Source organism: Variovorax sp. RO1, assembly GCF_002849325.1.
Lineage (GTDB): Bacteria > Pseudomonadota > Gammaproteobacteria > Burkholderiales > Burkholderiaceae_C > Variovorax.
In genome coordinates this window covers 273,272-297,297 of record NZ_PKMT01000006.1, presented here as the reverse complement: position 1 = coordinate 297,297, position 24,026 = coordinate 273,272, and the positions used below count along the sequence as shown (strand labels likewise).

Sequence of the window (24,026 nt, the reverse complement as noted above, 5' to 3'; positions counted from 1 at the left end):
ATTGGGCCGGCACGGAAAGGGCCGGCAGAAAGTTAACCAAAGAGCCGCGTGACGTCGTTGAAGAGTGCGACCGACATCATCACCAGCAACAAGGCGACACCGCCACGCTGCAGCCGTTCCATCCAGGCGTCGGAGACGCTTTTCCCGGTCAGGCCCTCCCAAAGATAATACATCAGGTGCCCCCCATCGAGGACCGGGAGCGGCATCAGGTTGAGCACCCCGAGGCTCACGCTGATGAGCGCGAGAAAGACCAGGTACTGCGTCAAACCGAGGCTGGCGGACTTGCCAGCGTAATCAGCAATTGTTAAGGGACCGCTCAGGTTCTTGATCGACGCCTCGCCGATCAGCATCTTGCCCATCATGCGAACCGTGAGTGCGGACACCTCCCATGTGCGCACCACGCCACGCCAGAAGCCGTCGACCACGCCCTGGCGCACCGTGACCATCTCGGGCGGCGCACCCACGTAGGCGCCGATGCGCGCGACCTTGGCGGCGCCCTCTTCGCGCACTTCGGGCTTGACCTCGAGCGAGAGCGGCTGGCCGTCGCGCTGGAGCTGCCAGGTCTGCGTGCGTGCCTGCCCGGTGGCATCGAGCGAGGCACGGATGACCTCGCGCAGCTGCTGCCCGTCGAAGATGGGGGTCTCACCAATGGTCAGAACCACGTCGCCGTTGCGAAGGCCCGCACGCTCAGCCGCGCTGCCCGCCATGACCTCACCGATCTCGGGGCGGGTCAGCGGTGCGACCACGCCGATCTTGCGGAACATCTGCGGATCGGCGTCCTTGGCCTCCATGCGGCTCAGGGGCAGAATCAGCTGACGGCCGGGCCGACCGCCCTCGCCCGCCACTTCGAGCGTGAGGTCGCGACCGTCGAGCGCGCCGCGCGTCATGCGCCAGCGCAGGTCTTCGAAGGACTGCACCGGCGACAGGTCACCGTCGAAACCGGCCCGGGTGATGTGCTCGCCGCCGCGCAGGCCCGCCGCTTCGGCCAGCGATGCCGCCACCGGTCGCCCCAGCTTGGCCACAGGCTCGTCGACGCCGATCCAGTTGACCGCCGTGTACAGCACGACCGCCAACAGCAGGTTGGCGATCGGGCCAGCAGCGACGATGGCCGCGCGCGAACGCAGCGGCTGGGTGTTGAAGGCGCGATGCCGCTCCTCGGGGGCAACCGGGCCTTCGCGCTCGTCGAGCATCTTGACGTAGCCGCCGAACGGGAAAGCGCCGATCACGAACTCGGTCTGCTGCCCCGGATGCTGGCGCTTGGGCTGCCAGCGCAGAAGGGCCTTGCCGAAGCCGACCGAGAAGCGCTCCACCTTGACCCCGCAGGCCACGGCGACGCGGTAGTGGCCGTATTCGTGGACCGCGATGAGGACGCCGAGGGCGACCACAAAAGCTATGACGGTGAGCATCAGGGTCCTCTGCGCTGTAGGGAATCAGGCCGCGAAACGTGCCGCGGCGGCATTGGCCGCTTCGCGGGCGCTGGCGTCGAGCGCCAGCAGGTCGGCCAGCGATGCCGGCTTGGAGGGCAAGACCGCCTCCAAAGTTTCCAGATTGACCGCATGAATGCGATCGAAACGCAGGCGCCGGTCGAGAAAGGCGGCCACGGCCACCTCGTTGGCCGCATTCAGCACCGCCGTGGTGCCCGAGGCAGCACGAAGGGCCTGCCACGCCAGCCCCAGGCCGGGGAAGAGCGCCGGATCAGGCGCATCAAAGGTCAGCGAGCCCATCTGGCGGAAATCGAGCCGAGCCGCCCCGCTCTCGATGCGCTCCGGCCAAGCCAGGCCAACCGCGATCGGCACCCGCATGTCGGGCGTGCCGAGCTGGGCGATGACCGAGGCGTCGGTGAACTGAACCATCGAATGGACCACGCTCTGCGGATGGATGACGACCTCGATCTGCTCCGGCGTCACGCCGAACAGGTGGCGCGCCTCGATCACCTCGAGCGCCTTGTTCATCATCGTGGCCGAGTCGACCGAGATCTTGCGGCCCATGACCCAGTTGGGATGCGCGCAGGCCTGCTCGGGCGTCACAGCGCCCAGCGTGTCGGGCGCGCGGGTGCGGAACGGGCCGCCCGACGCCGTCAGGATGATCTTGTCAATGCGCCGCGCCCAGGTGGCCGGGTCTTCGGGCAGCGACTGGAAGATGGCCGAGTGCTCGCTGTCGATGGGCAGCAGCGTGGCGCCGCCCTCCTGCACCGTGCGCATGAACAGCTCGCCGCCGACGACCAGGGCCTCCTTGTTCGCCAACAGCAGGCGCTTGCCGGCGCGCGCGGCGGCCAAGCACGGCGCCAGGCCGGCCGCACCGACGATGGCGGCCATCACGGCATCGACTTCGTCGTCCGACGCTATTCTTTCGAGAGCGTCGTCGCCCATCAGGACGCGGGTCGCAAGGTTGTTTTGCTTGAGCTTTTCAGCCAGCAGCGCGGCATGCGGCGCACTCGCCATGACGGCGAAGCGCGGCGAGAAGCGGGCGCATTGGGCCAGCAGTTCGTCGACCTTGGTGGCAGCCGAGAGCGCGAACACCTCGAAACGCTCGGGGTGACGCGCAATGACGTCGAGCGTGCTGACACCGACCGAACCGGTCGAGCCAAGCACCGTGACACGTTGTTTGGGAGTGTTCACAGGAAAGCCAGCATCATGGCAATGGGAAGTGCCGGCAAGAGGGCATCCACGCGGTCGAGCACGCCGCCGTGGCCGGGCAGCAGACGGCTGCTGTCCTTGGCGCCAGCGCTGCGCTTGATCAGCGATTCGACAAGGTCGCCGACGACGCTCATCGCCGCCAGGAACACTGCCCCGATCAGCAGCAGCCACCAGCCACGCTCATGCAGGCGGGTGTAGAGGCTGGGCACCGTGGCGCCCAGGCTCTTGTCGGCCCAGACCCAGGCGAACGCCAGCACGATGACGCCGGCCATGCCGCCCCAGACGCCTTCCCAGCTCTTGCCGGGACTGATGGCGGGCGCCAGCTTGGCGCGCGTGAATTTCAGGCCGAAGGCGCGGCCAGCGAAATAGGCGAACACGTCCGCCACCCAGACCAGCACCAGGATCGAGAGCAGGAAATTGATGCCGACCATGCGCGCCTGCACCGCCGCGAGCCATGCGACCCACAGCGCCAGCAGGCCACCCACCAGCCGCAGTCCCCGCGGGATGCGCGGCCAGCCAGGCACCGCGACGCGCAGCAACGCCGCGCCGCCGAGCACCCAGGCCGCGCTGGCCAGGGTCCACATCAGGAACAGGCGCTGCTCCAGCAGGCCCAGCCACCACGACAACCCGCACAGCACCACCATTTCGGCGCCCAGGAACAGCGACATGCCCTGCCCGTAGCCGTTCAGGCGCCCCCACTCCCATGCGGCGGCGCCGATCAGCACCAGCATCACGCAGGCGAACGGCAGGTAGTTCCGGTAGAACAGCGCCGGCAGCAGGATCGCGAGCAGCACGATCGCCGTGAGGATGCGTTGTTTGAGCATGCGAAAGGGAGGTGACGGGCCGTCGTCAGGCCGCGGAAGTCGAGACCTGCGCCGAGGTCTGGCCGAAGCGACGCTCGCGCCCCTGGAACGCGGCGATGGCCTCGTCCAGCGCGGCCTCGTCGAATTCAGGCCACAGCTTGTCGCTGAAGAACAGCTCGGCGTAGGCACTCTGCCAAAGCAGGAAATTCGACAGCCGCTGCTCGCCACCCGTGCGGATGAACAGGTCGGGGTCGGGCACGTGGGCCAGCGCCATGGCGCGATCGAGGTTCATCTCGGTCATGGGCAGGCCCTGCTCGGCGAGCTTGGCCGCGGCGCGCGCGATGTCCCAACGTCCGCCGTAGTTGAAGCAGATGTTGAGAATCAGACGCGTGTTGTGGGCCGTGGTCTGCTCGGCCGACACCAGGCCAGCCACCATCTTGTCGGACAGGCCAGCGCGCTCGCCCACGAAATGCAACCGCACGCCGTCGGCGTTGAGGCGCGGCACTTCGCGCGCCAGCGCCCCGACCATCAGTTGCATCAGGCCGGAAACTTCTTCAGGCGGACGGTTCCAGTTCTCCGAGGAGAACGCGAACACGGTGAGCACGCCCACGCCGCGGTCGGCGCAAGCCTTGACGCAGCGCCGCAGCGACTCGACGCCCTGCTTGTGCCCCGCCACGCGCGGCAGGAAGCGCCGGGTGGCCCACCGGCCGTTGCCATCCATGACGATGGCAACGTGGTGCGGAGGGGTCGTCGTCTGCGGCGAGGAGGCCATGCGGAGCCTCAAACGGCCATGATCTCCGCTTCTTTCGCGGTGACCAGACGGTCGATTTCCGCGATGTGCTTGTCGGTGACCTTCTGGATGTCGGCTTCGGCGCGCTTCTGGTCGTCTTCCGAGGCCAGCTTGTCCTTCACGAGCTTCTTGACCGCTTCGTTCGCGTCACGGCGCAGGTTGCGCGTGGCGATCTTGGCGCTCTCGCCTTCGTTGCGGACCAGCTTGGTCATTTCCTTGCGACGCTCTTCGCTCATCGCGGGCAGCGGCACGCGGATCAGGTCGCCCATCGAGGCCGGGTTCAGGCCCAGGTCGCTTTCGCGGATGGCCTTCTCGATCTTGGCGCCCATGCCCTTTTCCCAGGGCTGGACGCTGATGGTGCGCGAGTCGAGCACCGACACGTTCGCCACCTGGCTCAGCGGCACCTGCGAACCGTAGTAGTCGACATGGATCGAGTCGAGCAGCGCCGAGTTGGCACGGCCCGTACGGATCTTGGTGAGGTTGTTCTGGAAGGCGGCGAGCGACTGGTTCATCTTCGCGTCGGTCGCACTGCGAATGTCTGCAATGGTCATCTCATTTACTCCTAGGCATGCACCAGCGTGCCCTCGTCCTCGCCCATCACGACGCGCTTGAGGGCGCCGTTCTTGAGGATCGAGAACACCTTGATCGGCAACTTCTGGTCGCGGCACAGCGCGAAGGCCGTGGCGTCCATGATGCCGAGGTTCTTGGCAATCGCCTCGTCGAAACTCAACGAAGCGTAGCGGGTTGCATGCGGGTCGATTTTCGGATCGGCCGTGTACACGCCGTCCACCTTGGTCGCCTTGAGCACCAGCTCGGCGCCGATTTCGGCACCGCGCAGCGCGGCGGCCGTGTCGGTTGTGAAGAAGGGGTTGCCGGTACCGGCAGCGAACACCACGACCTTGCCCTCTTCGAGGTACTGCAAGGCCTTGGGGCGCACGTAGGGCTCGACCACCTGCTCGATGGCAATGGCGGACATCACGCGGGCCACGAGACCCTGCTTGTCCATCGCGTCGGCGAGTGCCAGCGAATTCATGACGGTGGCCAGCATGCCCATGTAGTCGGCCGTGGCGCGGTCCATGCCGACGGAGCCTCCCGCGACACCGCGGAAGATGTTGCCACCGCCGATCACGACCGCCACCTGGACGCCCATATGCACGACCTCGGCCACCTCTTCGACCATGCGAACGATGGTGGCGCGGTTGATGCCGAAGGCGTCGTCGCCCATCAGTGCCTCACCCGACAGCTTCAACAAGATTCGCTTGTGGGCTGGGCGGGCATCAGACATGGGCATATTCCTTAGAGGGTTGGCGGGGGCGAGTGTAAAACGTGGCGGTGAAAAAGCGGCGGCACGCTGTCGCGCACCGCCGCTTGAAGGCCAGCCGGATCAGGCGGCAGCCTTGGCAGCAGCGACTTGGGCGGCGACTTCTGCAGCGAAGTCGTCGACCTTCTTCTCGATGCCTTCGCCGACGACGTACAGGGTGAAGCCCTTGATCGTGGTTTCAGCGGCCTTGAGCATCTGCTCGACGGTCTGCTTGTCGTTCTTCACGAACGGCTGGTTGTGCAGCGAGACTTCCTTGAGGTACTTCTGCACGCCGCCTTCGATGCGCTTGGCAACGATGTCGGCCGGCTGGGGCTTCTTGCCTTCGGCTTCGGCAACCTTGCGGTCTTCTTCAGCCTTGCCGGCGGCCACAGCGCGCTCTTTTTCGATCAGGTCGGCGGGCACGTCCGATGCCTGGACGGCGACCGGCTTCATGGCGGCGATGTGCATCGCGACGTCCTTGGCCGAGGTGTCGTCACCTTCGAATTCGACCATCACGCCGATGCGCGTGCCGTGCAGGTACGACGCCAGCTTGCCGTTGCCGGCAAAGTGCTTGAAGCGGCGGAAGCTCATGTTCTCGCCGATCTTGCCGATCAGGCCCTTGCGCACGTCTTCGAGCGTGGGGCCGAAGCCGTCTTGCTCGTAGGGCAGCGCACCCAGCGCAGCGATGTCCGCGGGGTTGTTCTTGGCGACCAGCATCGCGGCAGCATTGGCCAGGGCCAGGAAGCTGTCGTTCTTGGTGACGAAGTCGGTTTCGCAGTTGATTTCGATCATGCCGCCGGCAGCGCCGTCGACGAAAGCCGTGACCACGCCTTCGGCGGTGATGCGGCCCGATGCCTTGCCAGCCTTGTTGCCGAGCTTGATGCGCAGCAGCTCTTCGGCCTTTTCCATGTTGCCGTCGGCCTCGGTCAGGGCCTTCTTGCATTCCATCATCGGCGCGTCGGTCTTTGCGCGCAGTTCGCCGACCATGCTTGCGGTGATTGCAGCCATTGTTCTATCTCCGTAAATCCAAAATTCAGGTTAAAAAAAAGGGGCACCAAAGCCCCTTCTTCAGGCTCGCGAACGCGCCTATCAGGCCGAAGCGCCTTCTTCGACTTCGACGAATTCGTCGCTGCTGCCTTCGGCGACAGCCTTGACCACGTCACCACCGGCGCTGTTGCGGCCTTCGATGATGGCGTCGGCAATGCCGCGGGCATACAGCATGACGGCCTTCGACGAGTCGTCGTTGCCGGGGATCACGTAGTCGATGCCTTCGGGCGAGTGGTTGGAGTCAACCACGCCGATCAGCGGGATGCCGAGCTTCTTGGCTTCGGCCACGGCGATCTTGTGGAAGCCCACGTCGATCACGAAGATGGCATCAGGCAAAGCAGCCATGTCCTGGATGCCGCCGATGTCCTTCTCGAGCTTCGCGATTTCGCGCGAGAACGTGAGCTGTTCTTTCTTGCTCAGGCTGTCGAGGCCGGCTTCTTGCTGGGCCTTCATGTCCTTCAGACGCTTGATCGAGGTCTTGACGGTCTTGAAGTTGGTCAGCAAGCCGCCGAGCCAGCGGGTGTCGACAAAAGGCACGCCGGCGCGGCGAGCTTCTGCTGCCACGATTTCACGGGCCTGGCGCTTCGTGCCGACCATCAGGATCGTGCCGCGGTTGGCCGTGAGTTGCTTGGCGTACTTCATCGCATCCTGGAACATCGGGAGCGACTTTTCCAGGTTGATGATGTGAATCTTGTTGCGGTGACCGAAGATGAACGGAGCCATCTTGGGGTTCCAGAAGCGGGTTTGGTGACCGAAGTGGACACCGGCTTCCAGCATTTCGCGCATGGTGGTCGACATTGAATTTACTCCAAAGGTTGGGTCTAAAATCCAGCCCGTTTTGCGCCCCTTCGACGGGGTCGCAACACCTTGATTGGGCCGGTTTGCGGATGTGCTTGACTGGCGGCGACAAAACTGTCGCATAACCAGCGAAACCCAAAGAGTATAGCACGGCGGCGGCCCCCTCCTCCCTCGAACCGAGCCGTTCCAAGGTACCCTCGAAGCCATGAACGACCTTCACGCCACCCGTCTCACCCTTCTGGCTGGCGATTCCGATGCGCGCACCGAAATGCAGCGCGCCATCGCCCTCTCCGAATCCCCGGCCTGCGCCCACGTTTTCACCCGCACGATATTCGACGAAGCCCGCGCGGCGGCCGCTGCGTCTGCGCCGGAAAGCCGCCTCGCCGGGCTCGCCTTCACCAGCAAGGACCTGTTCGATGTCGCCGGCCAGCCGACGCCTGCCGGCTCGGCCGTGCTCGCGTACGCACCGGCCGCCCAGGCTGACTCACTCGCCGTGGCGCGGCTGCGCGCCGCCGGCGGCGTGCTGACCGGGCGCACCAACATGACGGAGTTCGCCTTTTCCGGCGTCGGCGTCAATCCGCACCACGGCACGCCGGCCAACGTGAGCGACACCGCCACGCCGCGCATTCCGGGCGGCTCGTCGTCCGGCGCGGCGATCTCGGTGGCGAGCGGTGCGGCCTTCATCGGCCTGGGCTCCGACACCGGGGGCTCCATCCGCATTCCGGCCGCACTGAACGGCATCGTCGGCTTCAAGAACACCGCCCGCCTCACGCCGGCCGACGGCGCCCTGCCGCTGTCGACCACGCTCGACACCGTCTGCGCCATGACCCGCTCGGTGCGCGACGCCATCACCGCGCACGAAATCCTCGCGGCGCGTCAGGTCACGCCCGGCTCGGTGCCGCTGTCGGCCTACCGACTGGCCGTCGTGAAGAACGTCTTCCTCGACGACGTCGAGCCCGCCGTGGCAACAGCCTTCGAGCGCACCTTGACCACCCTGCGCGCCACGGGCGCTCAGATCCAGGAGATCGCGCTGCCCGAGTTGGCCGACCTGCAGACCATCAACGCCACCGGCGGCTTCTCGGCGGCGGAGTCGTACGCCTGGCACCGGCTGCTGCTGGAGCGCAGCGGCGCCGGCTACGACCCGCGCGTGGCGCAGCGCATCCTGCGCGGCGCCGGCATGAAGGCGCACGAGTACATCGACCTGGTCCACGCCCGCCGCGACTGGATCACCCGCGTCGAAAAGGCGCTGGCGCCGTTCGACGCCGTGCTGTCGCCGACCGTGCCGATCACGGCACCGTCCATCGCCAGCGTGGCGCCGGGCGCCGAGCGCGACGACGAGTTCTTCCGCGTCAACGCGCTGCTGCTGCGCAATCCGTCGATCGTCAACATGCTCGACGGCTGCGCCATCTCGCTGCCCTGCCACGCCGCCGGCGAACTGCCGGTCGGCCTGATGCTGTGGCATGCCGCAATGCACGACGACGCCGTGCTCGCCGTGGCACTCCAGGCCGACCGCGCGCTACAGAAATAACAGCTGTCACCGCCCGCCTCACGGGCGTCAGCCGCCTCTTTTATCTAGAACATTTCAATGAAAATCGCGATCGTGGGCGCCGGCATCATCGGCGTCACCACCGCCTGGGAACTGGTTTCCGACGGCCATGAAGTGACCGTGTTCGAGCGCCGCGGCGCCGCCGCAGAAGAAGCCAGTTTCGCCAACGCCGGCGTGGTCGCCCCCGGCTACGTCACACCGTGGGCCGCACCGGGCATGCGCGGCAAGGTGCTGCGCTCGCTGCTGTCCTCGCACGGCGCCATCAAGCTGCGCTGGCCGCTGAGCACGCGCGACCTCGGCTGGATGTCGCGCTGGCAGAAGGCCTGCAAGCTCGAAACCTACCTGGCCAACCGCGCCCGGATGCAACGGCTGGCCTTCTACAGCCGCACCCGGCTGCACGCGGTGACCGAAGCACGCGAGCTGAGCTACGAACGCAGTGACGGCTACCTGGTACTGCTGCGCTCCAAGCGCGAGAAAAAACTGATTCAGCCCGGCCTGGAAGTGCTGCGCTCGGCCGGCAGCGTGTTCCGCGAGGTCGACGCCGACGAGGCCCGCCTGATCGAGCCCGCGCTCAACCCTGACACGCCGCTGGAAGGTGCCATCCACCTGCCGGAAGACGAAGTCGCGAACTGCCGCCAGTTCGCGCTGCTGCTCAAGTGGGAGGCCGAGGCGCTGGGCGCGCAGTTCCACTTCAACTGCGACATCGCACCGCTGAGCCGCGCGGTGCCCACCTCGCTGACGCTCGCCAGCGGCTCGGACGCGCTGCAGTTCGACGCCATCGTGGTGTGCGCCGGACTCTCGTCTGCCGCATTGCTGCGTCCGCTGGGACTGCGCATTCCGCTGGCGCCGGTTTACGGCCATTCGGTCAGCGCCCCAGTGCGCGAGCCGCTCAACGCGCCGCGCAGCGCGGTGATGGACGAGCGCTACAAGGTCGCGATCTCCCGCCTGGGCCAGCGCGTGCGCGTGGCCGGCAGCGCCGAGATCGGCGGCTCGCCCGACGCCATGAGCCCGGCCGCGATCCAGACGCTCTACAAGGTGCTGCACGACTGGTTTCCGGGTGCGGCCACGCTGCAATCGGGCATCCAGCAATGGAAAGGCGCCCGACCGATGCTGCCCGACGGCCCACCGGTGCTGGGCGCCAGCGGCATTCCCGGCGTGTGGCTCAACCTGGGCCACGGCTCGAGCGGCTGGGCGCTGTCGTGCGGCAGCGCACGCGTACTCGGCGACCTGATCGCAGGGCAAGACCCGGGCATCGACCTCGAAGGCCTGGGAATCGAACGGCTCAGTCTTTAGGGCCCCAGCGGCGCAGTTGCTCCGGGCTTGCCGGCTTTTCCGTCGGCAGCTCGGGCCGGGGCGCCCACCGTTGGGCAACCAGCCCCAGGATCGCCGGTGCAATCAACCCGAAGAACACCAGCACCAGCAGGTCCACTCCCAGCATCAGCCACTGCATGCCGGAACCCGCTTCGACCGGCACGTCGAGCCATCGGATCACGCCGATGCCATAGCCCACGCCCAGGGCCCAGGCGACGTCGCGCAGCGGGACCCGGTGCAACACCTCGGCCAGCAGGAACAGGCCCCACACCACGATCAGCAGGCCGAGCGCCCAGGCCGCGCCAGCGATCATCGCCGCGGCCGTGGCGATGAAGCCGGCAAGGCATGCCAGCAGCAGTACCAGCAGCCAGCCGAAGGTCTTGAGCATCATCGGTCGATGATAGGAGGCACGGCGTCGGCGGCACAATGGATCGATGCATCGCATCACGTCCGCCAGCGCCGCCGATCTGTTCGACATCGCCGCCACGCGCCGCATCGAGCAGGCAGCAGCCTCCGCCCTGCCCCCTCACACGCTGATGCAGCGTGCGGGCCTCGCGGCGGCACGGCTCGCGATGGCGCTCGCGCCGCACGCGCGAACGATCTGGATCGCGTGCGGCCCCGGGAACAACGGCGGCGATGGTTTTGAAGCTGCGGCGCAGTTGCGGCACCGGGGCTTCTTTCCGGTCGTCACTTTCGTAGGCGATGAAAGTCGGCTGCCGCCGGACGCCAAGGCATCGCTGCAACGTGCGCGCGATGCGGGCGTCACCTTCGCTTCGGAGCCACCGTCGAGCTTCGAACTGGCGGTGGATGCGCTGCTCGGCATCGGATCGACCCGGCCGCCCTCCGGCACGATGGCCGAATGGATTGCGCGGATGCATGCAGGCGCGCAGCCGGTGCTCAGTCTCGATGTGCCTTCGGGCCTTGATGCAGACACCGGCACGTTGCCTTCCGGCACCGATCACGCATCGCGATCGGTCCGCGCCACCCTCACATTCCTCACGCTGAAGCCCGGCCTGTTCACCGCCCAGGGCCGCGATGCGGCCGACACGGTGTGGTTCGATGACCTGGGCTGCAGCGCTTTCGCCCAGGAGAAGCCGACAGCCCGCCTTGCAGGCACGCCCGATATCCGGCCGCGCACCCACGCCTCACACAAGGGCAGCAACGGCGATGTCGCAGTGATCGGCGGCGCCTCAGGCATGGCCGGCGCCGCGCTGCTGGCCGGCGCGGCCGCCCTCCATGCGGGCGCGGGACGCGTGTTCGTCGGATTGCTCGATCCCCGCGCAGCACCGGTCGACACCTCACAGCCCGAGTTGATGCTGCGCGACGCCCATGTGCTGGACCTCGCGGGCATGACGGTCGTGTGCGGCTGCGGTGGCGGCGATGCCGTGCGCGAACTGCTGCCGCGCGTGCTGTCGACAGCCGTCGCGCTGGTGCTCGACGCCGACGCGCTCAACGCCATCGCCGCCGATCCGTCACTTCAAACGCAACTGGTCGCGCGGGGTCAGACTGGCGCACCCACCGTGCTCACGCCGCACCCATTGGAAGCCGCGCGCCTGCTCGGCGACACGACGGGCGGCGTGCAGGCGAACCGCCTCGCTGCAGCCCGCGCGCTGGCGTCGCGCTTCGGCGCGGTGACGGTGCTCAAAGGTTCAGGAACGGTGATTGCCGATGCGGGCGACGAGCCGCCGATCATCAACCCGACCGGCAATGCCCGCCTTGCCACCGCAGGCACGGGCGACGTGCTCGCCGGCATGATCGGCGCGGCGCTTGCGATGCGCCGACCCGCGTTCGAAGCGGCATGTGAAGCCGTCTGGCAGCACGGCCACATCGCCGACACGTGGCCGGCCGATGCGGCGCCGCTCACGGCAGGCGCACTGGCCCGCCGCGCGCCCCTCTGAGCGCAGGACTCAGCCGCGCCCGACGAAGGGCATCTTCGTCGCCATGATGGTGTGGAAGAGCACGTTGGCTTCCAGCGGCAGGTTCGCCATGTAGAGCACCGACTGGCCGACGATCTTGACGTCGATCAGCGGCTCGATCGCGAGCTCGCCGCTGGCCTGCGGCACACCAGTGGCCATGCGCGCGGCCAGCTCGGTCATGGCATTGCCCACGTCCACCTGTCCGACCGCGATGTCGTACTTGCGTCCGTCGAGCGAAGCGGTCTTGGTCAGGCCTTCGACCGCGTGCTTGGTCGAGGTGTAGGCCGCGGAATTCGGCCGCGGCGTGGTCGCCGAGATCGACCCGTTGTTGATGATGCGACCGCCCCGCGGCGTCTGCGCCTTCATCGTGCGGAAGGCCTGCTGGATGCAGAAGAACATGCCGGTGAGGTTGATGTCGACCACGCCCTTCCATTGCTCAGGCGTCCAGTCCTCGAACGGGCCCGGCGGGTTGCCCACGCCGGCGTTGTTGAACAGCAGGTCGACGCGCCCGAAGCGCTCGACCGTGGCGCCGAACAGCGCCTGCACCGAGTCGGCATTGGCAACGTCGGTCGGCACCGCGAAGGCGCGCGCACCGGCGCCCGATTCTTCTGCCACCTGCTCCAGCGGCTCAAGGCGGCGCCCCGCAAGGGCCACGCTCCAGCCATCAGCCAGCAAGGCCAGCGCGGCCGCACGGCCGATGCCCGACCCGGCGCCCGTGACGATGGCGATGCGGCCCTTGTTGTTTTCCACGCTCATGCTTCATGTCTCCTATTCAACTGGTCCGTACACACGGCAAACACGTAGTGTGCACGGCGCATCTCATCCACGGCGGGGCTTGCGCCCCTTGCCCTGCATCTTGTTAGCGGCTTTCTTCACCGCCGACTTGAAGGCCTGCATGGCCGACTGCGGGCCGACGGCCGCCACGGCAACGCCACTGCTGTGCTCCGAACGCGGCTCGCCACCGGCCTCCGCCTTGTGGCGGGCGCTTCGCTTGGTCGACGCCTTCACCGGCGCGCTGCCTTTGTCCTTCATGGCGCGCGAGGTCAGGTCTTCGCCTTCGCGCACGAGGCGGAAGTCGATCTTGCGACCATCGAGGTCGACGCGGCTCACCTGCACCCGCACCCGCGTGCCGATGGCATAGCGGATGCCGGTGCGCTCGCCGCGCAGCTCCTGGCGCATCTCGTCGAACTTGAAGTATTCGCCGCCAAGCTCGGTGATGTGGACCAGGCCCTCGACGTACATCGCATCGAGCGTGACGAAGATGCCGAAGGTGGTGGCCGCGGAGACCACGCCGCCGTACTCTTCGCCGAGATGCTCGCGCATGTACTTGCACTTGAGCCAAGCCTCGACGTCGCGGCTGGCCTCGTCAGCGCGGCGCTCGTTGGCGCTGCAATGCAGGCCCGCCGCTTCCCATGCCAGCACTTCCTTGGTCGGTGCGATCGTGGCTTTTTGCGGCTTGGTTGTGGGCGCCTTCACGCGCGAAGCCAGGCGCTTGGCCAGCTTGGCGTGCGCCTCGCCCGGCGTCGGCAGCATCGGCAGCTGGTAGCGCGTCTTGCCGAGGATCGCCTTGATCACGCGGTGCACCAGCAGGTCGGGGTAGCGTCGGATCGGGCTCGTGAAGTGCGTGTAAGCCTCGTAGGCCAGGCCGAAGTGGCCGCTGTTGAACGGCGTGTAGATCGCCTGCTGCATCGAGCGCAGCAGCATCGTGTGGATCTGCTGCGAGTCGGGACGTTCCTTGGTGGCTTCGGCGATCGCCTGGAACTCACCGGGACGCGGATCGTCGGTGATGCTCAAGCCCACGCCCATGGCCTTCAGGTAGCCGCGCAGGATTTCCTTCTTCTCCGGCGTCGGACCTTCGTGCACACGGAACAGGCCCGGGTGCTTGCCTTCGGCGATGAAGTCGGCGCTGCAAACGTTGGCGGCGAGCATCGCCTCTTCGATGATCTTGTGCGCCTCGTTGCGCGTGCGCGGCACGATCTTCTCGATGCGGCCGGCGTCGTCGCAGATGATCTGCGTCTCGGTGGTTTCGAAGTCGACCGCGCCGCGCTTGCCGCGCTGCTTGAGCAGCGCCCTGTAGACGTCGGCGAGATTCAGCAGGTCCTTGACGCGATCCTTGCGCTTGGCGGCTTCGGGGCCGCGCGTGTTGCCGAGGATGGCCGCGACTTCGGTGTACGTGAAGCGCGCGTGGCTGAACATCACGGCCGGATAGAACTGGTAGGCGTAGATCTCGCCATCGGCCGCAACCAGCATGTCGCACACCATGCACAGACGCTCGACTTCGGGGTTGAGCGAGCACAGGCCGTTCGACAGCTTCTCGGGCAGCATCGGAATCACGCGACGCGGGAAGTAGACGCTGGTCGCGCGGTCGTACGCATCGATGTCGATGGCCGAGCCGGTCTGCACATAGGCACTGACGTCGGCGATGGCAACCAGCAGTCGCCAGCCCTTGCCGCGGCCCACCTTCGCGGGCTCGCAGTACACAGCATCGTCGAAATCGCGGGCATCTTCGCCGTCGATGGTGACGAGCGGCACGTCGGTGAGGTCGATGCGGCCCTTCTTGTCGGCGGGGCGCACCTTCTCGGGCAGGGCCTTGGCCAGCGCCAGGCACTCCGCGGAAAACTCATGCGGCACGCCGTACTTGCGCACGGCGATCTCGATCTCCATGCCGGGATCGTCGATCTCGCCCAGCACTTCTCTCACGCGGCCCACGGGCTGGCCGAACAAGGCCGGCGGCTCGGTGAGCTGCACGACCACGACCTGGCCAACCTTCGCGGGCCCGGTGGCGCCCTTCGGGATCAGGACGTCCTGACCGTAGCGCTTGTCTTCCGGTGCAACGAGCCAGATCCCGCCTTCGTGCAGCAAGCGGCCGATGATCGGCTGCTCGGGCCGCTCGACGATCTCGACCACGCGCCCTTCGGGGCGGCCGCGGCGGTCCTGTCGCACGATGCGCGCCTTGACGCGATCCTTGTGAAGCACCGCGCGCATTTCGTTCGGCGGCAGGTAAATATCGGCCTCGCCGTCGTCGCGTTGCACGAAGCCGTGCCCGTCGCGATGTCCTTGAACAGTTCCTTCGATTTCGTCCAACAAGCTGCTGGAAGTGACATTATTTTTGATATGATCTCCTTCTTTCCTGAAATTCAAAACGTGGCTGCTTCTGCAGTCATGTGGGCCCAGATGGCGGAATTGGTAGACGCACTAGTTTCAGGTACTAGCGAGTAACATCGTGGAGGTTCGAGTCCTCTTCTGGGCACCAAGTTTAAACAGACCTTTACCAGGTCATCCGATTGAAGCCACCGGTCTCCGGTGGCTTTTTTCATGGCCGCTCGAAACTGCATCAAACGAGCGACGCGATCGTCAGATCACGCCCTTCGATGCCGGCCATGCGCGCACGATCGCACCCACCCGCCTTCGGCAGCACGCGCACCGCACGAGCCATGTCGTGCAGAAGCTGAAATTTCGACGCACTGAAAAGATCGCGCCAAATTTGTGGATATAATCGTAGTCTTTGCTGAAAAGCAAAATTAGCCCAGATGGCGGAATTGGTAGACGCACTAGTTTCAGGTACTAGCGAGTAACATCGTGGAGGTTCGAGTCCTCTTCTGGGCACCAATATTGAACAGACCCTTACCAGGTCTTCTGACAAAAGCCACCGGCCTCCGGTGGCTTTTTTCTTGGCCGTTTGAATCAGGCGCATCAAACGGGCAACGCGATCAGGTCGTGACCTTCGGCGCCGACGATGCGCGCACGCGTGAACTCGCCGACCTTCATCGTCTTGCTGATCTTCTCGGGCGGCAGGAGGCGAACGGTGCCGTCGATCTCCGGTGCATCGGCGTACGTGCGCCCCACTCCACCCTTGCGACCCAGCGCCGGCGCTGAATCGACCAGCACCTGCATCGTCGAGCCGACGCGCTTTTGCAGCTTGGCAATCGACACGGCCTCGGCCACTTCCATGAAGCGGGCGCGGCGTGCTTCGCGCTCAGGCTCGGGCAGCATGCCCGGGATGTCGTTGGCGGTTGCACCCTCGACCGGGCTGTAGGCAAAGCAGCCGGCGCGATCGATCTCGGCCTCGCGAATGAAGTCGAGCAGGTGCTCGAACTCCTGCTCCGTCTCGCCCGGGAAACCGGCGATGAAGGTGCTGCGAATCACGAGCTCGGGGCAGGTTTCGCGCCAACGCGCGATCCGCTCCAGGTTCTTTTCGCCGCTGGCCGGCCGCTTCATGCGCTTGAGCACGTCAGGGTGGCTGTGCTGCAGCGGCACGTCGAGGTACGGCAGCACCAGGCCGCTCGCCATCAACGGGATGATTTCGTCGACGCTCGGATACGGGTACACGTAATGCAGGCGCACCCAGGCGCCATACGGCTCGGCGATCTCGCCCAGCGTGCGCACGAGTTCGAGCATGCGGGTCTTGACCGGCTTGCCGTCCCAAAAACCAGTGCGGTACTTCACGTCGACGCCGTAGGCCGAGGTGTCCTGGCTGATCACCAGCAGCTCTTTCACGCCGCCCTCGAACAGAGCCTTGGCTTCGCTGAGCACATCGCCCACCGGACGCGAGACCAGGTCGCCGCGCATCGAGGGAATGATGCAGAAGGTGCAGCGATGGTTGCAGCCTTCGCTGATCTTCAGATAGGCGTAGTGCCGCGGCGTCAGCTTGAGGCCTGCGACACCGAAGGTGTTCGGCACGAGATCGATGAATGGGTCGTGCGGCTTCGGCAGGTTGGCGTGCACGGCATCCATCACCTCCTGCGTGGCATGGGGGCCGGTGACGGCCAGCACGCTGGGGTGCATTTGGCGCACCAGGTTGCCACCCTGGTCGCCGGTCTTGGCACCCAGGCAACCGGTGACGATCACACGGCCGTTCTCGGCGAGTGCTTCGCCGATGGTGTCCAGGCTTTCCTTCACGGCATCGTCGATGAAGCCGCAGGTGTTGACGATCACGAGGTCGGCGCCCTCGAAAGTCTTGGAGGTTTGATACCCCTCGGCACTCAGCTGGGTCAGGATCAATTCGGAATCGGTCAAAGCCTTGGGGCAACCAAGGCTGACGAAGCCGACCTTGGGGGCGGTCGGCGTGACAGTACGTTCAGGGGAGGCAACTTCGCTCATAGGCCTCTATTGTCCCAGCTATCGGTGACAGCGGGGCATTCATCGGGCAGTCGCCCCATTCGGGCGAGCCGCCGCGCGGCACTCAGGGGCGTTTGATGCCAAAGGCGCCCAGCACCTGCTCGGTGTTTTTCTGCATCTGCTCCTGCATCTGCAGGAAGACGTTCTTCGATTGCTCGACGTAGTTGCCCATCAGCCCCTGAATCATTGGCGACTGCATGGTCATGAAACGCGACCACATCTCGGGCGTCAGGCCCTCGGCCTTCTCGGTGAGCTGGGCCTGCATCTCGGTCATGGCCTGGATGTTCTTCTCGAGGTAGGGGCCCATGTAGCCCTGCATGGCCTGCCCGTAGAAACGGATGATGTTGGCCAGCACCTGCTCGGTGAACATCGGCGCGCCACCCGCCTCTTCTTCCAGAATGATCTGCAGCAGGATGGTGCGCGTGAGGTCGTCGCCGGTCTTGGCGTCGCGCACCACGAACTGCGCGTTCTGGATGACCAACTGCTTGACCTCGGTCAGCGTGATGTACGTGGATGTCTCCGTGTCGTAGAGCCGTCGGTTGGGGTACTTCTTGATCACACGCTGGACCGGCTTCACCCCGGACTTCTTGCTCTGCACTACAGACTCCTTCACATGGACGCCCATGTCATCGGATGATTCTAGGGAGCGGTTTTGCTGCATCGCGACAAGGTTTACCCTGACCGTGATTTTTCTTCACGCGTCCTGCGCGGTCGCGTACTCGGCGCCACACGCATGACACGCAGCCGTTTCAGGACGCTCCGCAGCGGACAGACGAAAACGCAGCGGAATTTTCTGCCCGTAGACAACCCAGCACCGAGGACAGTGCTCCTGCCCCACCGTCGGAAGATAGGCACGTGCGCGCTGCTCGGCGCGCTCTTCGGTCACCGGCATGCCCTGTCGTTGTGCGCGCGCTACTTCACGTGCGGCCATGGTGTCGGCGCGGCCAGCGGCAAGGTCATTGATGCCGTAAACCGCGCGTGCAAATTCGAGAGGGGCTTGCTTGAGCAATGCGGCCACGCGGTGGTCGGCGTGCGCCCGATCAACAGGCGTTGATCGCGTATTCATCAGATCGCTTATCAAGGAAATTCGAGAAGGTTGGCAGACCGCTCAAGGTAGCACAACCAGATGGCTCAGGCGCTTTGCCAGCACCGCGCGAAGGGGCGTCCGTAAAAGCGGTTTTTGCTTGCGCCGATCACTCATGACGCCCCGGCTGATCCAGAGACAAACACGTCGTCCAAACGACGAACGGGTTGCAGCGAAATCGCTGCAACCCGTGTTTGTTTTGGTAGGCGCGATTGGATTCGAACCAACGACCCCCACCATGTCAAGGTGGTGCTCTAACCAACTGAGCTACGCGCCTAAGAGAAGCATCGAGTATAGCAGGAGAAATGGCCCTTTTCAGCGCCGGCGTGCAGATCGCACGCCAGCCACTGCAGTCACCACGCCCAACACTTGCGTCAGGCGCGCGGCATCGGCGATTTCCACGGTGAAGGTCATCCACGCCGTGCCCTTGATCGACTGCGTCTGCACGCCGATCACGTTCATCTTCTCGCGCGCAAAGACATCAGAGATATCGCGCAGCAGGCCCTGACGGTCGGCCGCTTCCACGGCCACGTCGACCGCATAGACCGGCGCATCGGCGCCCTTCTTCGGCACGCCCCATTCGACATCGATCACGCGTTCGCCATCCTTTGTGGCCATCGTGCGGAAGTTGCTGCAATCCGCGCGATGCACGCTGACACCATGGCCGCGCGTGACGAAGCCGCGGATCGCATCCGGCGGCGCCGGCTTGCAGCACTTGGCGAGCTGCGTCATCAGCGACGACACACCTACCACGAGCACGCCGCCCTTGCCCGACTTCTCACTGCCACGCGCCTTCTTGATCTGCACGCCGTCGTCGGGATTCAGCGCCGGCTCGGGTGGACGCAGCAGCGTCTCGATGTTGCGCAACGAGAACTCGTCCTTGCCGACCACCTCGAACAGATGGTCCGCCGACTTGAAGCCGAGCTGCGAAGCCAGGTCTTCGAGCCGCATGGCCGTCTTGCCTTCACGCTGCAGCAGCTTCTCGACGGCCTCGCGTCCGCGCGCCACGGTCTCGTGCGTGATCTGCGCGTTGAACCAGGCACGCACCTTGGCACGCGCGCGATGGCTTGCGAGATAACCCAGCTCCGCATTCAGCCAGTCACGTGACGGACCGCCTTCCTTGGCCGCCATGATCTCGACGGTCTGCCCATTCGACAGCGGCGTGTTGAGCGGCACCATCGCGCCATCGACACGCGCACCGCGGCAGCGATGTCCCAGCGTCGTATGCACCGTGTAGGCGAAGTCGACCGGCGTCGCGCCCTGCGGCAACTCGACGATGGCGGCATCGGGCGTGAGCACATAGATGCGGTCGTCGAACAGGCCCTGCCCCTGCAGTCCGCCCGACAGGTCGCGCTCCCAGGCCAGCAGCTGGCGCAGCACGGCGATCTTGGCGTCGTACTCGCCGCTCGCCCAAACACCCGCGTAGCCCTTGTGACCCGCTTCCTTGTAGGCCCAGTGCGCGGCCACGCCATGCTCGGCATGGTCGTGCATTTCCTCGGTGCGGATCTGGATCTCGATCGGCTTGCCCACCTTGCCGTCGACGATCTCGCGCACCACCGTGTGCAGCGACTGGTAGCCGTTCGGCTTGGGTCGCGCGATGTAGTCGTCGAACTCTTCGTCGATGGGCTGGAAGTGCGAGTGCACCCAGGCCAGCGCGGCATAGCAGTCCTTCACGTCCTGCACCACCACACGCAGCGCAAGGATGTCGAAGACCTGCTCGAAGTCGAGCGACTTGCCGCGCATCTTCTTGACGATGCTGTAGATGTTCTTCGGCCGCCCCTGCACCGTGGCCTTGACGCCCTCGGCCTGCAGTTCGTGCTCCAGCTGCGAGCGCAACTGCTCGACGTGGCCTTCGCGCTCGATGCGCTTCTCGTCGAGCAGTCGCGCAATCAGCTTGTAGGTATCGGGTTCGAGAAAGCGGAACGAGAGGTCTTCGATCTCCCACTTCACCTGCCAGATGCCCAGCCGGTTCGCGAGCGGCGCAAACACCTGCAGCGACTCGCGCGCCACGCTCTCGGGCGCGGGCTGCTTGCTGGCCGCCGCGTGCCGCAGCGTCTGCAGGCGCGAGGCCAGCCGCAGCATCACGACACGCAGGTCACGCGAGAACGCGAGCAGCATCTTGCGCACGTTCTCGGTCTGTGCGCCGGCGCCTTCGGCGTGGTGCCCTTGCGAGGCCGTGCGCGCCTGCTCCTGCACGCGCACGAGCTTGGTGGTCTCGACCGCGAGCGCCGCGAAGTTGTCACCGAAGACCTTGGCGATCACTTCCTGCGGGCGGTTCAGGTGCTGGCACGAATACACGAGGTAGCTCGCGGCCTGCATCGCCTCGGAGCCGCCCATCTTCGCGACGATGGCGGCCACCGCATCGGCATGCGCCAACGTGTTCTCGCCGGTGTCGAGTTTTTCATCGGCGATCAGCGGCTCGGCAAACGCGCGGGCGCGTGCCAGCATGTTCTCCATGACCGGCGAGCGGTCGGCCGTGGCGGCCGACAGCGGGTAATCGACCATGACGCCATCGGACACAGGTGCCGTCTGAAGGTTCGCAGACTCTCGCTTCACGATGCCCTCAATCGAACAGGAAATTCGTGACGACGGCGACCTGTACGGGATCGACAAAAGTCGGTGCGTGGCCCACGCCCTCGAACTCGACGAGCGTGGCGCGCGGGCCGCGTTGCGTCATCGCCGCCGCCGTCTCGGGCGACAGAAGGTCGGACACCGCGCCGCGCGTGAGCAGCGTGCGCGCCTCGATGGCGTCGTACAGGCTCCACATCACCGCCCCGCCCTGCGCCGCGATTTCGGGCGTGATGGCGCGCAACGGCACGCCGATGGCCGGGTCGTAATGCAGCACCCACGCGCCCTCGCCGGTCGCGCTGGCACTGGCCGTCTTGGCGGCACCGTCGGCGCTGCGTTCGGACGCCGGCACCACCATGTGCTGCGAGAGCGCGCGCCACTGATCGGGCGTGTGCGGCCCGAAGGTGGTCGACAGGGCCCACATCGCATCGGCCGCAGCCTGCACGCTCGAAAACTGACCGCTCTTTCCCACATACGCGCCGATGCGCTGGATGGCAGCAGGCTCGACCGTGGGGCCGACATCGTTCGCGACGAAGCGGCGAATGGGCCGGGGCAGCGGCAGCTCCTTGTGGCCGGCCAGCACGAAGCCGATCAGCCCGCCCATGCTGGTGCCGACGTAGTCGAGCGTGTCGATCGGCTGTTCGCCGTGCAGCTGCGCGATCAGCGCCACCATGTCCGCGGCATACACCGGCACTTGATAGAAAGCGGGGTCGCGCAGCCAGTCGCTGCGCCCGCGCCCGACAACGTCGGGGCAGACCACGCGCACATCGCCGCCCGCGCGCGCCACGATGGCTTGTGCGAGAACATCGAAATCGCGCCCCTGCCGGGTCAGTCCGTGCACGCAGACCACGACGTGCGCGCTGTGCGCGTCGCCCCATTGCCAATAGGCCATGCGATGACCGCCCTGGGCGTCGTTGCAGGCCACGTCGTGAAGGGTCGGTTCTGTCATGGAAACGGAGGGGTTCAGGTGCGGATAATGGTCTCGTTGCATCCTAATTCATCCGGAGATTGATCTTCATGCTCAAAGGCAAAACCGCGCTTGTCACGGGGTCCACCAGTGGCATTGGCTTCGCCATCGCCAAGGCGCTGGCCCAACAGGGCGCACACATCGTGCTCAACGGCTTCGGCGACGCCGAAACCCCCAAGGCCCAGATCGAGGCGCTCGGCGTGCGCGCCGAGTACCACGGGGCCGACATGAGCAAGCCCGACCAGATCGAGGACATGATGAAGTTCGCCGCGTCGAAGTTCGGCCGCGTCGACATCCTCGTGAACAACGCCGGCATCCAGCACGTCGCCAAGGTCGAAGACTTCCCGACCGAACGTTGGGACGCGATCATCGCCATCAACCTCACGAGCGCCTTCCACACGACGCGCCTGGCGATTCCCGCGATGCGCGAGGCCAACTGGGGCCGCATCATCAACGTCGCATCGGCGCACGGGCTCGTGGCCTCGGCGCAGAAGTCGGCCTATGTCGCGGCCAAGCACGGCATCGTGGGGCTGACCAAGTCGGTGGCGCTCGAAACCGCCACCACCGGCGTCACCTGCAACGCGATCTGCCCGGGCTGGGTGCTCACGGCACTGGTGCAAAAGCAGATCGACGACCGCGCGGCACGCGAAGGCATTTCGGCCCTCCAGGCGCAGAACGAATTGCTGGGGGAAAAGCAGCCCTCGCTGCAGTTCACGACGGTCGAGCAACTGGGCGGGCTGGCCGTCTTCCTGAGCTCTCCCGCAGCCGATCAGGTGCGGGGCGTCGCCTGGGCCATGGATGGCGGGTGGACGGCTCAGTAAATAAATAGAGAGATCCGAAAAACGCCGGCGGCATTCGCCCGCCGGCGCCGTGCTCTTTTTTCTTCTTACTTGAGCTGCACCGAGCCGGAAACGTTCACGACCACGCTGGTCTTGCCCGCCTCCACCGGCACGGCCGAATCGGCGGCCGAGAACGATTTGGCCTGCATGGCCATCACGCGCGGGCGGATCGGACCGCTGTCGTTCGCGTTCACCGACACCTCGCGCAGCGTGTAGCCGCCGAAGCCGAAGCCCTTGGCCAGCTCGCCGGCCTTCTGCTTGAAGTTGTCGATGGCGATGTTCTGCGCCTCGGTCTCGGTCTTGGCGCGCTGTTCGCGGCTCAGGCCGAAGCCGACGTTGCCCACGCTGAGCGTGCTGATGCGCCCGGCCGTCTGGGTGATGCGCGCGAAGTCGCGGCCTTCGAGCACGAGTTCGGTCGAACCCTGCCAGCCGTTGATCTTGCCGTCCTTGGTGTAGCGCGGCGAAAGGCTGAAGTTGCCCGTGCGCACATCGAGCTGGCCCGGCTGCGCATTCTTCTTGGCTTCGGCCAGCGCGGCGTCAAGCGCGGTCTTGAGCTGGGTCTGCACGGTGCCCGCCTCGGCGGCATCGCGCGTGGTCACGAGGGTCATGCTCAGCAGGTCTTGCTGAACTTCGACGGTGCCGGAGGCCGACAGCTGGAGCACGTTTTGTGGAGCAGGCATGACGGCATTCTGGGCCAAGGCGGCGCCGGCAAAGGTCAGCGCGGCGCAGGCCGCGATCAATCGAACAGTCTTCAAGACAGATTTCTCCCTGGTGGATGCGAGGAAAAGCCCTCGCCTGCGCCCTCTTCTTCAGTGACGCAGGCTGCGCGGCGCGGTTTGCGGACTGGCAACGGGCTGCGGTACCGGCACGATGCGCTCGGCAGGCTGTGATTCTGCCGAATTCAGCAGGACGCCCGTTCCTGCGGGCACCCACTGTCCCCGGACCTGCTGGCGCAATTCGAACAGTTCGCCCGCCGTGAGACGGCGTCCGGCCAGCGCTTCGCCGCGGCGCTGCTCTTCCCGCTGGGCCGCCCGGTGCGCGGCCACGGCGTCGCGCACTTCGCTGCGGCGCCCTTCACTGACCCGTAAAAACCCTTCGGAAACGGCGGACGTCGCACCACAAGCGCAAGCGCAAAAAAGCAGAGGCAAGGCGAAAAAAGAAGGTCTCATCGAGCAATCGTCATAAGGCAGCACGGACTGTGCCACCGCTGGGCAAAGCCCGGATGACCAGAGCGCGAGCGCCCGCAAGTTGTGTAACTTAGTGTCAACCACTACGGAATTCGGCAGCAATGGGGTCCTAACGC

23 protein-coding genes and 3 tRNA genes are annotated in these 24,026 nt (G+C 66.0%); 7 read left to right on the top strand and 19 right to left on the bottom strand.

Annotated features, from left to right (window positions below):
- Positions 1-32 precede the first annotated feature (32 nt).
- The 8 genes from rseP to rpsB form a co-directional block, all read right to left on the bottom strand.
- On the bottom strand, positions 33-1,409 hold the full coding sequence (gene rseP, locus CY658_RS26485) for an RIP metalloprotease RseP (protein WP_101493020.1): 1,377 nt from the start codon (positions 1,407-1,409) through the stop codon (positions 33-35).
- Positions 1,410-1,430: 21 nt separating this feature from the next.
- Positions 1,431-2,618 (bottom strand): 1-deoxy-D-xylulose-5-phosphate reductoisomerase, encoded by a 1,188-nt coding sequence (ispC, locus tag CY658_RS26480; RefSeq protein ID WP_101493019.1) that lies wholly within the window; start codon positions 2,616-2,618, stop codon positions 1,431-1,433.
- The gene (locus tag CY658_RS26475; protein ID WP_101493018.1) at positions 2,615-3,460 is read right to left on the bottom strand and encodes a phosphatidate cytidylyltransferase; all 846 of its coding nucleotides are present in this window, start codon (positions 3,458-3,460) and stop codon (positions 2,615-2,617) included. The genes ispC and CY658_RS26475 overlap by 4 nt, the downstream gene beginning before the upstream one ends.
- 25 nt (positions 3,461-3,485) lie before the next feature.
- A complete protein-coding gene (gene uppS, locus CY658_RS26470; RefSeq protein WP_101493017.1) occupies positions 3,486-4,211 on the bottom strand; it encodes a polyprenyl diphosphate synthase in 726 nt (241 codons plus the stop codon).
- Between the two features lie 8 nt (positions 4,212-4,219).
- Entirely contained in the window at positions 4,220-4,780 is a 561-nt protein-coding gene (gene frr, locus CY658_RS26465) for a ribosome recycling factor (protein ID WP_101493016.1), read from the bottom strand.
- Between the two features lie 11 nt (positions 4,781-4,791).
- Positions 4,792-5,514 carry a UMP kinase gene (gene pyrH, locus CY658_RS26460; protein ID WP_101493015.1) on the bottom strand — a complete coding sequence of 241 codons (723 nt, stop codon included), beginning with the start codon at positions 5,512-5,514 and terminating at the stop codon, positions 4,792-4,794.
- A 99-nt stretch (positions 5,515-5,613) separates the two neighbouring features.
- Entirely contained in the window at positions 5,614-6,537 is a 924-nt protein-coding gene (tsf, locus tag CY658_RS26455; protein WP_101493014.1) for a translation elongation factor Ts, read from the bottom strand.
- A gap of 81 nt (positions 6,538-6,618) precedes the next feature.
- Positions 6,619-7,374, bottom strand: a complete 756-nt coding sequence (rpsB, locus tag CY658_RS26450; protein WP_101493013.1) for a 30S ribosomal protein S2 — start codon at positions 7,372-7,374, stop codon at positions 6,619-6,621.
- A 205-nt stretch (positions 7,375-7,579) separates the two neighbouring features.
- Between rpsB and CY658_RS26445 the strand changes: the two genes are divergently transcribed.
- Both CY658_RS26445 and CY658_RS26440 read left to right on the top strand, forming a co-directional pair.
- Positions 7,580-8,902 (top strand): amidase, encoded by a 1,323-nt coding sequence (locus CY658_RS26445; RefSeq protein ID WP_101493012.1) that lies wholly within the window; start codon positions 7,580-7,582, stop codon positions 8,900-8,902.
- A gap of 57 nt (positions 8,903-8,959) precedes the next feature.
- Positions 8,960-10,213, top strand: a complete 1,254-nt coding sequence (locus CY658_RS26440) for a D-amino acid dehydrogenase (RefSeq protein WP_101493011.1) — start codon at positions 8,960-8,962, stop codon at positions 10,211-10,213.
- Here CY658_RS26440 and CY658_RS26435 read toward each other — a convergent pair.
- Positions 10,203-10,622 (bottom strand): hypothetical protein, encoded by a 420-nt coding sequence (locus CY658_RS26435; protein WP_101493010.1) that lies wholly within the window; start codon positions 10,620-10,622, stop codon positions 10,203-10,205. The genes CY658_RS26440 and CY658_RS26435 overlap by 11 nt on opposite strands.
- 43 nt (positions 10,623-10,665) lie before the next feature.
- On the opposite strand from CY658_RS26435, the gene CY658_RS26430 reads away from it, so the two are divergent.
- Positions 10,666-12,129 (top strand): NAD(P)H-hydrate dehydratase, encoded by a 1,464-nt coding sequence (locus CY658_RS26430; RefSeq protein WP_101493009.1) that lies wholly within the window; start codon positions 10,666-10,668, stop codon positions 12,127-12,129.
- A gap of 9 nt (positions 12,130-12,138) precedes the next feature.
- Here the strand turns inward: CY658_RS26430 and CY658_RS26425 are convergent, their stop codons facing one another.
- Positions 12,139-12,903, bottom strand: a complete 765-nt coding sequence (locus CY658_RS26425; protein ID WP_101493008.1) for an SDR family oxidoreductase — start codon at positions 12,901-12,903, stop codon at positions 12,139-12,141.
- A gap of 63 nt (positions 12,904-12,966) precedes the next feature.
- The gene (rnr, locus tag CY658_RS26420) at positions 12,967-15,234 is read right to left on the bottom strand and encodes a ribonuclease R (RefSeq protein WP_374221135.1); all 2,268 of its coding nucleotides are present in this window, start codon (positions 15,232-15,234) and stop codon (positions 12,967-12,969) included.
- Between the two features lie 81 nt (positions 15,235-15,315).
- Between rnr and CY658_RS26415 the strand changes: the two genes are divergently transcribed.
- Together CY658_RS26415 and CY658_RS26410 are read left to right on the top strand one after the other, a co-directional pair.
- A tRNA-Leu gene (locus CY658_RS26415) sits at positions 15,316-15,400 on the top strand.
- 271 nt (positions 15,401-15,671) lie between these two features.
- Positions 15,672-15,756: transfer RNA gene (locus CY658_RS26410), tRNA-Leu, on the top strand.
- 84 nt (positions 15,757-15,840) lie between these two features.
- Here CY658_RS26410 and rimO read toward each other — a convergent pair.
- The 6 genes from rimO to CY658_RS26380 form a co-directional block, all read right to left on the bottom strand.
- Positions 15,841-17,247, bottom strand: a complete 1,407-nt coding sequence (gene rimO, locus CY658_RS26405; protein WP_101493007.1) for a 30S ribosomal protein S12 methylthiotransferase RimO — start codon at positions 17,245-17,247, stop codon at positions 15,841-15,843.
- Between the two features lie 82 nt (positions 17,248-17,329).
- Complete coding sequence (gene phaR, locus CY658_RS26400; protein WP_101493006.1) at positions 17,330-17,890, bottom strand: polyhydroxyalkanoate synthesis repressor PhaR; 561 nt, start codon at positions 17,888-17,890, stop codon at positions 17,330-17,332.
- Positions 17,891-17,959: 69 nt separating this feature from the next.
- Positions 17,960-18,283, bottom strand: coding sequence for a hypothetical protein (locus CY658_RS26395; RefSeq protein WP_257884998.1), 324 nt, complete (start codon positions 18,281-18,283; stop codon positions 17,960-17,962).
- Positions 18,284-18,549: 266 nt separating this feature from the next.
- Positions 18,550-18,626 (bottom strand) — tRNA-Val (locus CY658_RS26390).
- A 38-nt stretch (positions 18,627-18,664) separates the two neighbouring features.
- The gene (locus CY658_RS26385; protein WP_257885002.1) at positions 18,665-20,854 is read right to left on the bottom strand and encodes a RelA/SpoT family protein; all 2,190 of its coding nucleotides are present in this window, start codon (positions 20,852-20,854) and stop codon (positions 18,665-18,667) included.
- 58 nt (positions 20,855-20,912) lie between these two features.
- Positions 20,913-21,866, bottom strand: coding sequence for an alpha/beta fold hydrolase (locus CY658_RS26380; protein WP_257884997.1), 954 nt, complete (start codon positions 21,864-21,866; stop codon positions 20,913-20,915).
- Positions 21,867-21,934: 68 nt separating this feature from the next.
- On the opposite strand from CY658_RS26380, the gene CY658_RS26375 reads away from it, so the two are divergent.
- A complete protein-coding gene (locus CY658_RS26375; RefSeq protein WP_101493095.1) occupies positions 21,935-22,705 on the top strand; it encodes a 3-hydroxybutyrate dehydrogenase in 771 nt (256 codons plus the stop codon).
- Between the two features lie 65 nt (positions 22,706-22,770).
- Here the strand turns inward: CY658_RS26375 and CY658_RS26370 are convergent, their stop codons facing one another.
- On the bottom strand, positions 22,771-23,403 hold the full coding sequence (locus tag CY658_RS26370; RefSeq protein ID WP_257884996.1) for an SIMPL domain-containing protein: 633 nt from the start codon (positions 23,401-23,403) through the stop codon (positions 22,771-22,773).
- Here CY658_RS26370 and CY658_RS33080 point away from each other — a divergent pair.
- Positions 23,402-23,539 (top strand): hypothetical protein, encoded by a 138-nt coding sequence (locus CY658_RS33080; RefSeq protein ID WP_225617024.1) that lies wholly within the window; start codon positions 23,402-23,404, stop codon positions 23,537-23,539. The genes CY658_RS26370 and CY658_RS33080 overlap by 2 nt on opposite strands.
- On the opposite strand, the gene CY658_RS26365 is transcribed toward CY658_RS33080, so the two are convergent.
- Positions 23,533-23,916, bottom strand: coding sequence for a hypothetical protein (locus CY658_RS26365; protein WP_257884995.1), 384 nt, complete (start codon positions 23,914-23,916; stop codon positions 23,533-23,535). The genes CY658_RS33080 and CY658_RS26365 overlap by 7 nt on opposite strands.
- Positions 23,917-24,026 lie beyond the last annotated feature (110 nt).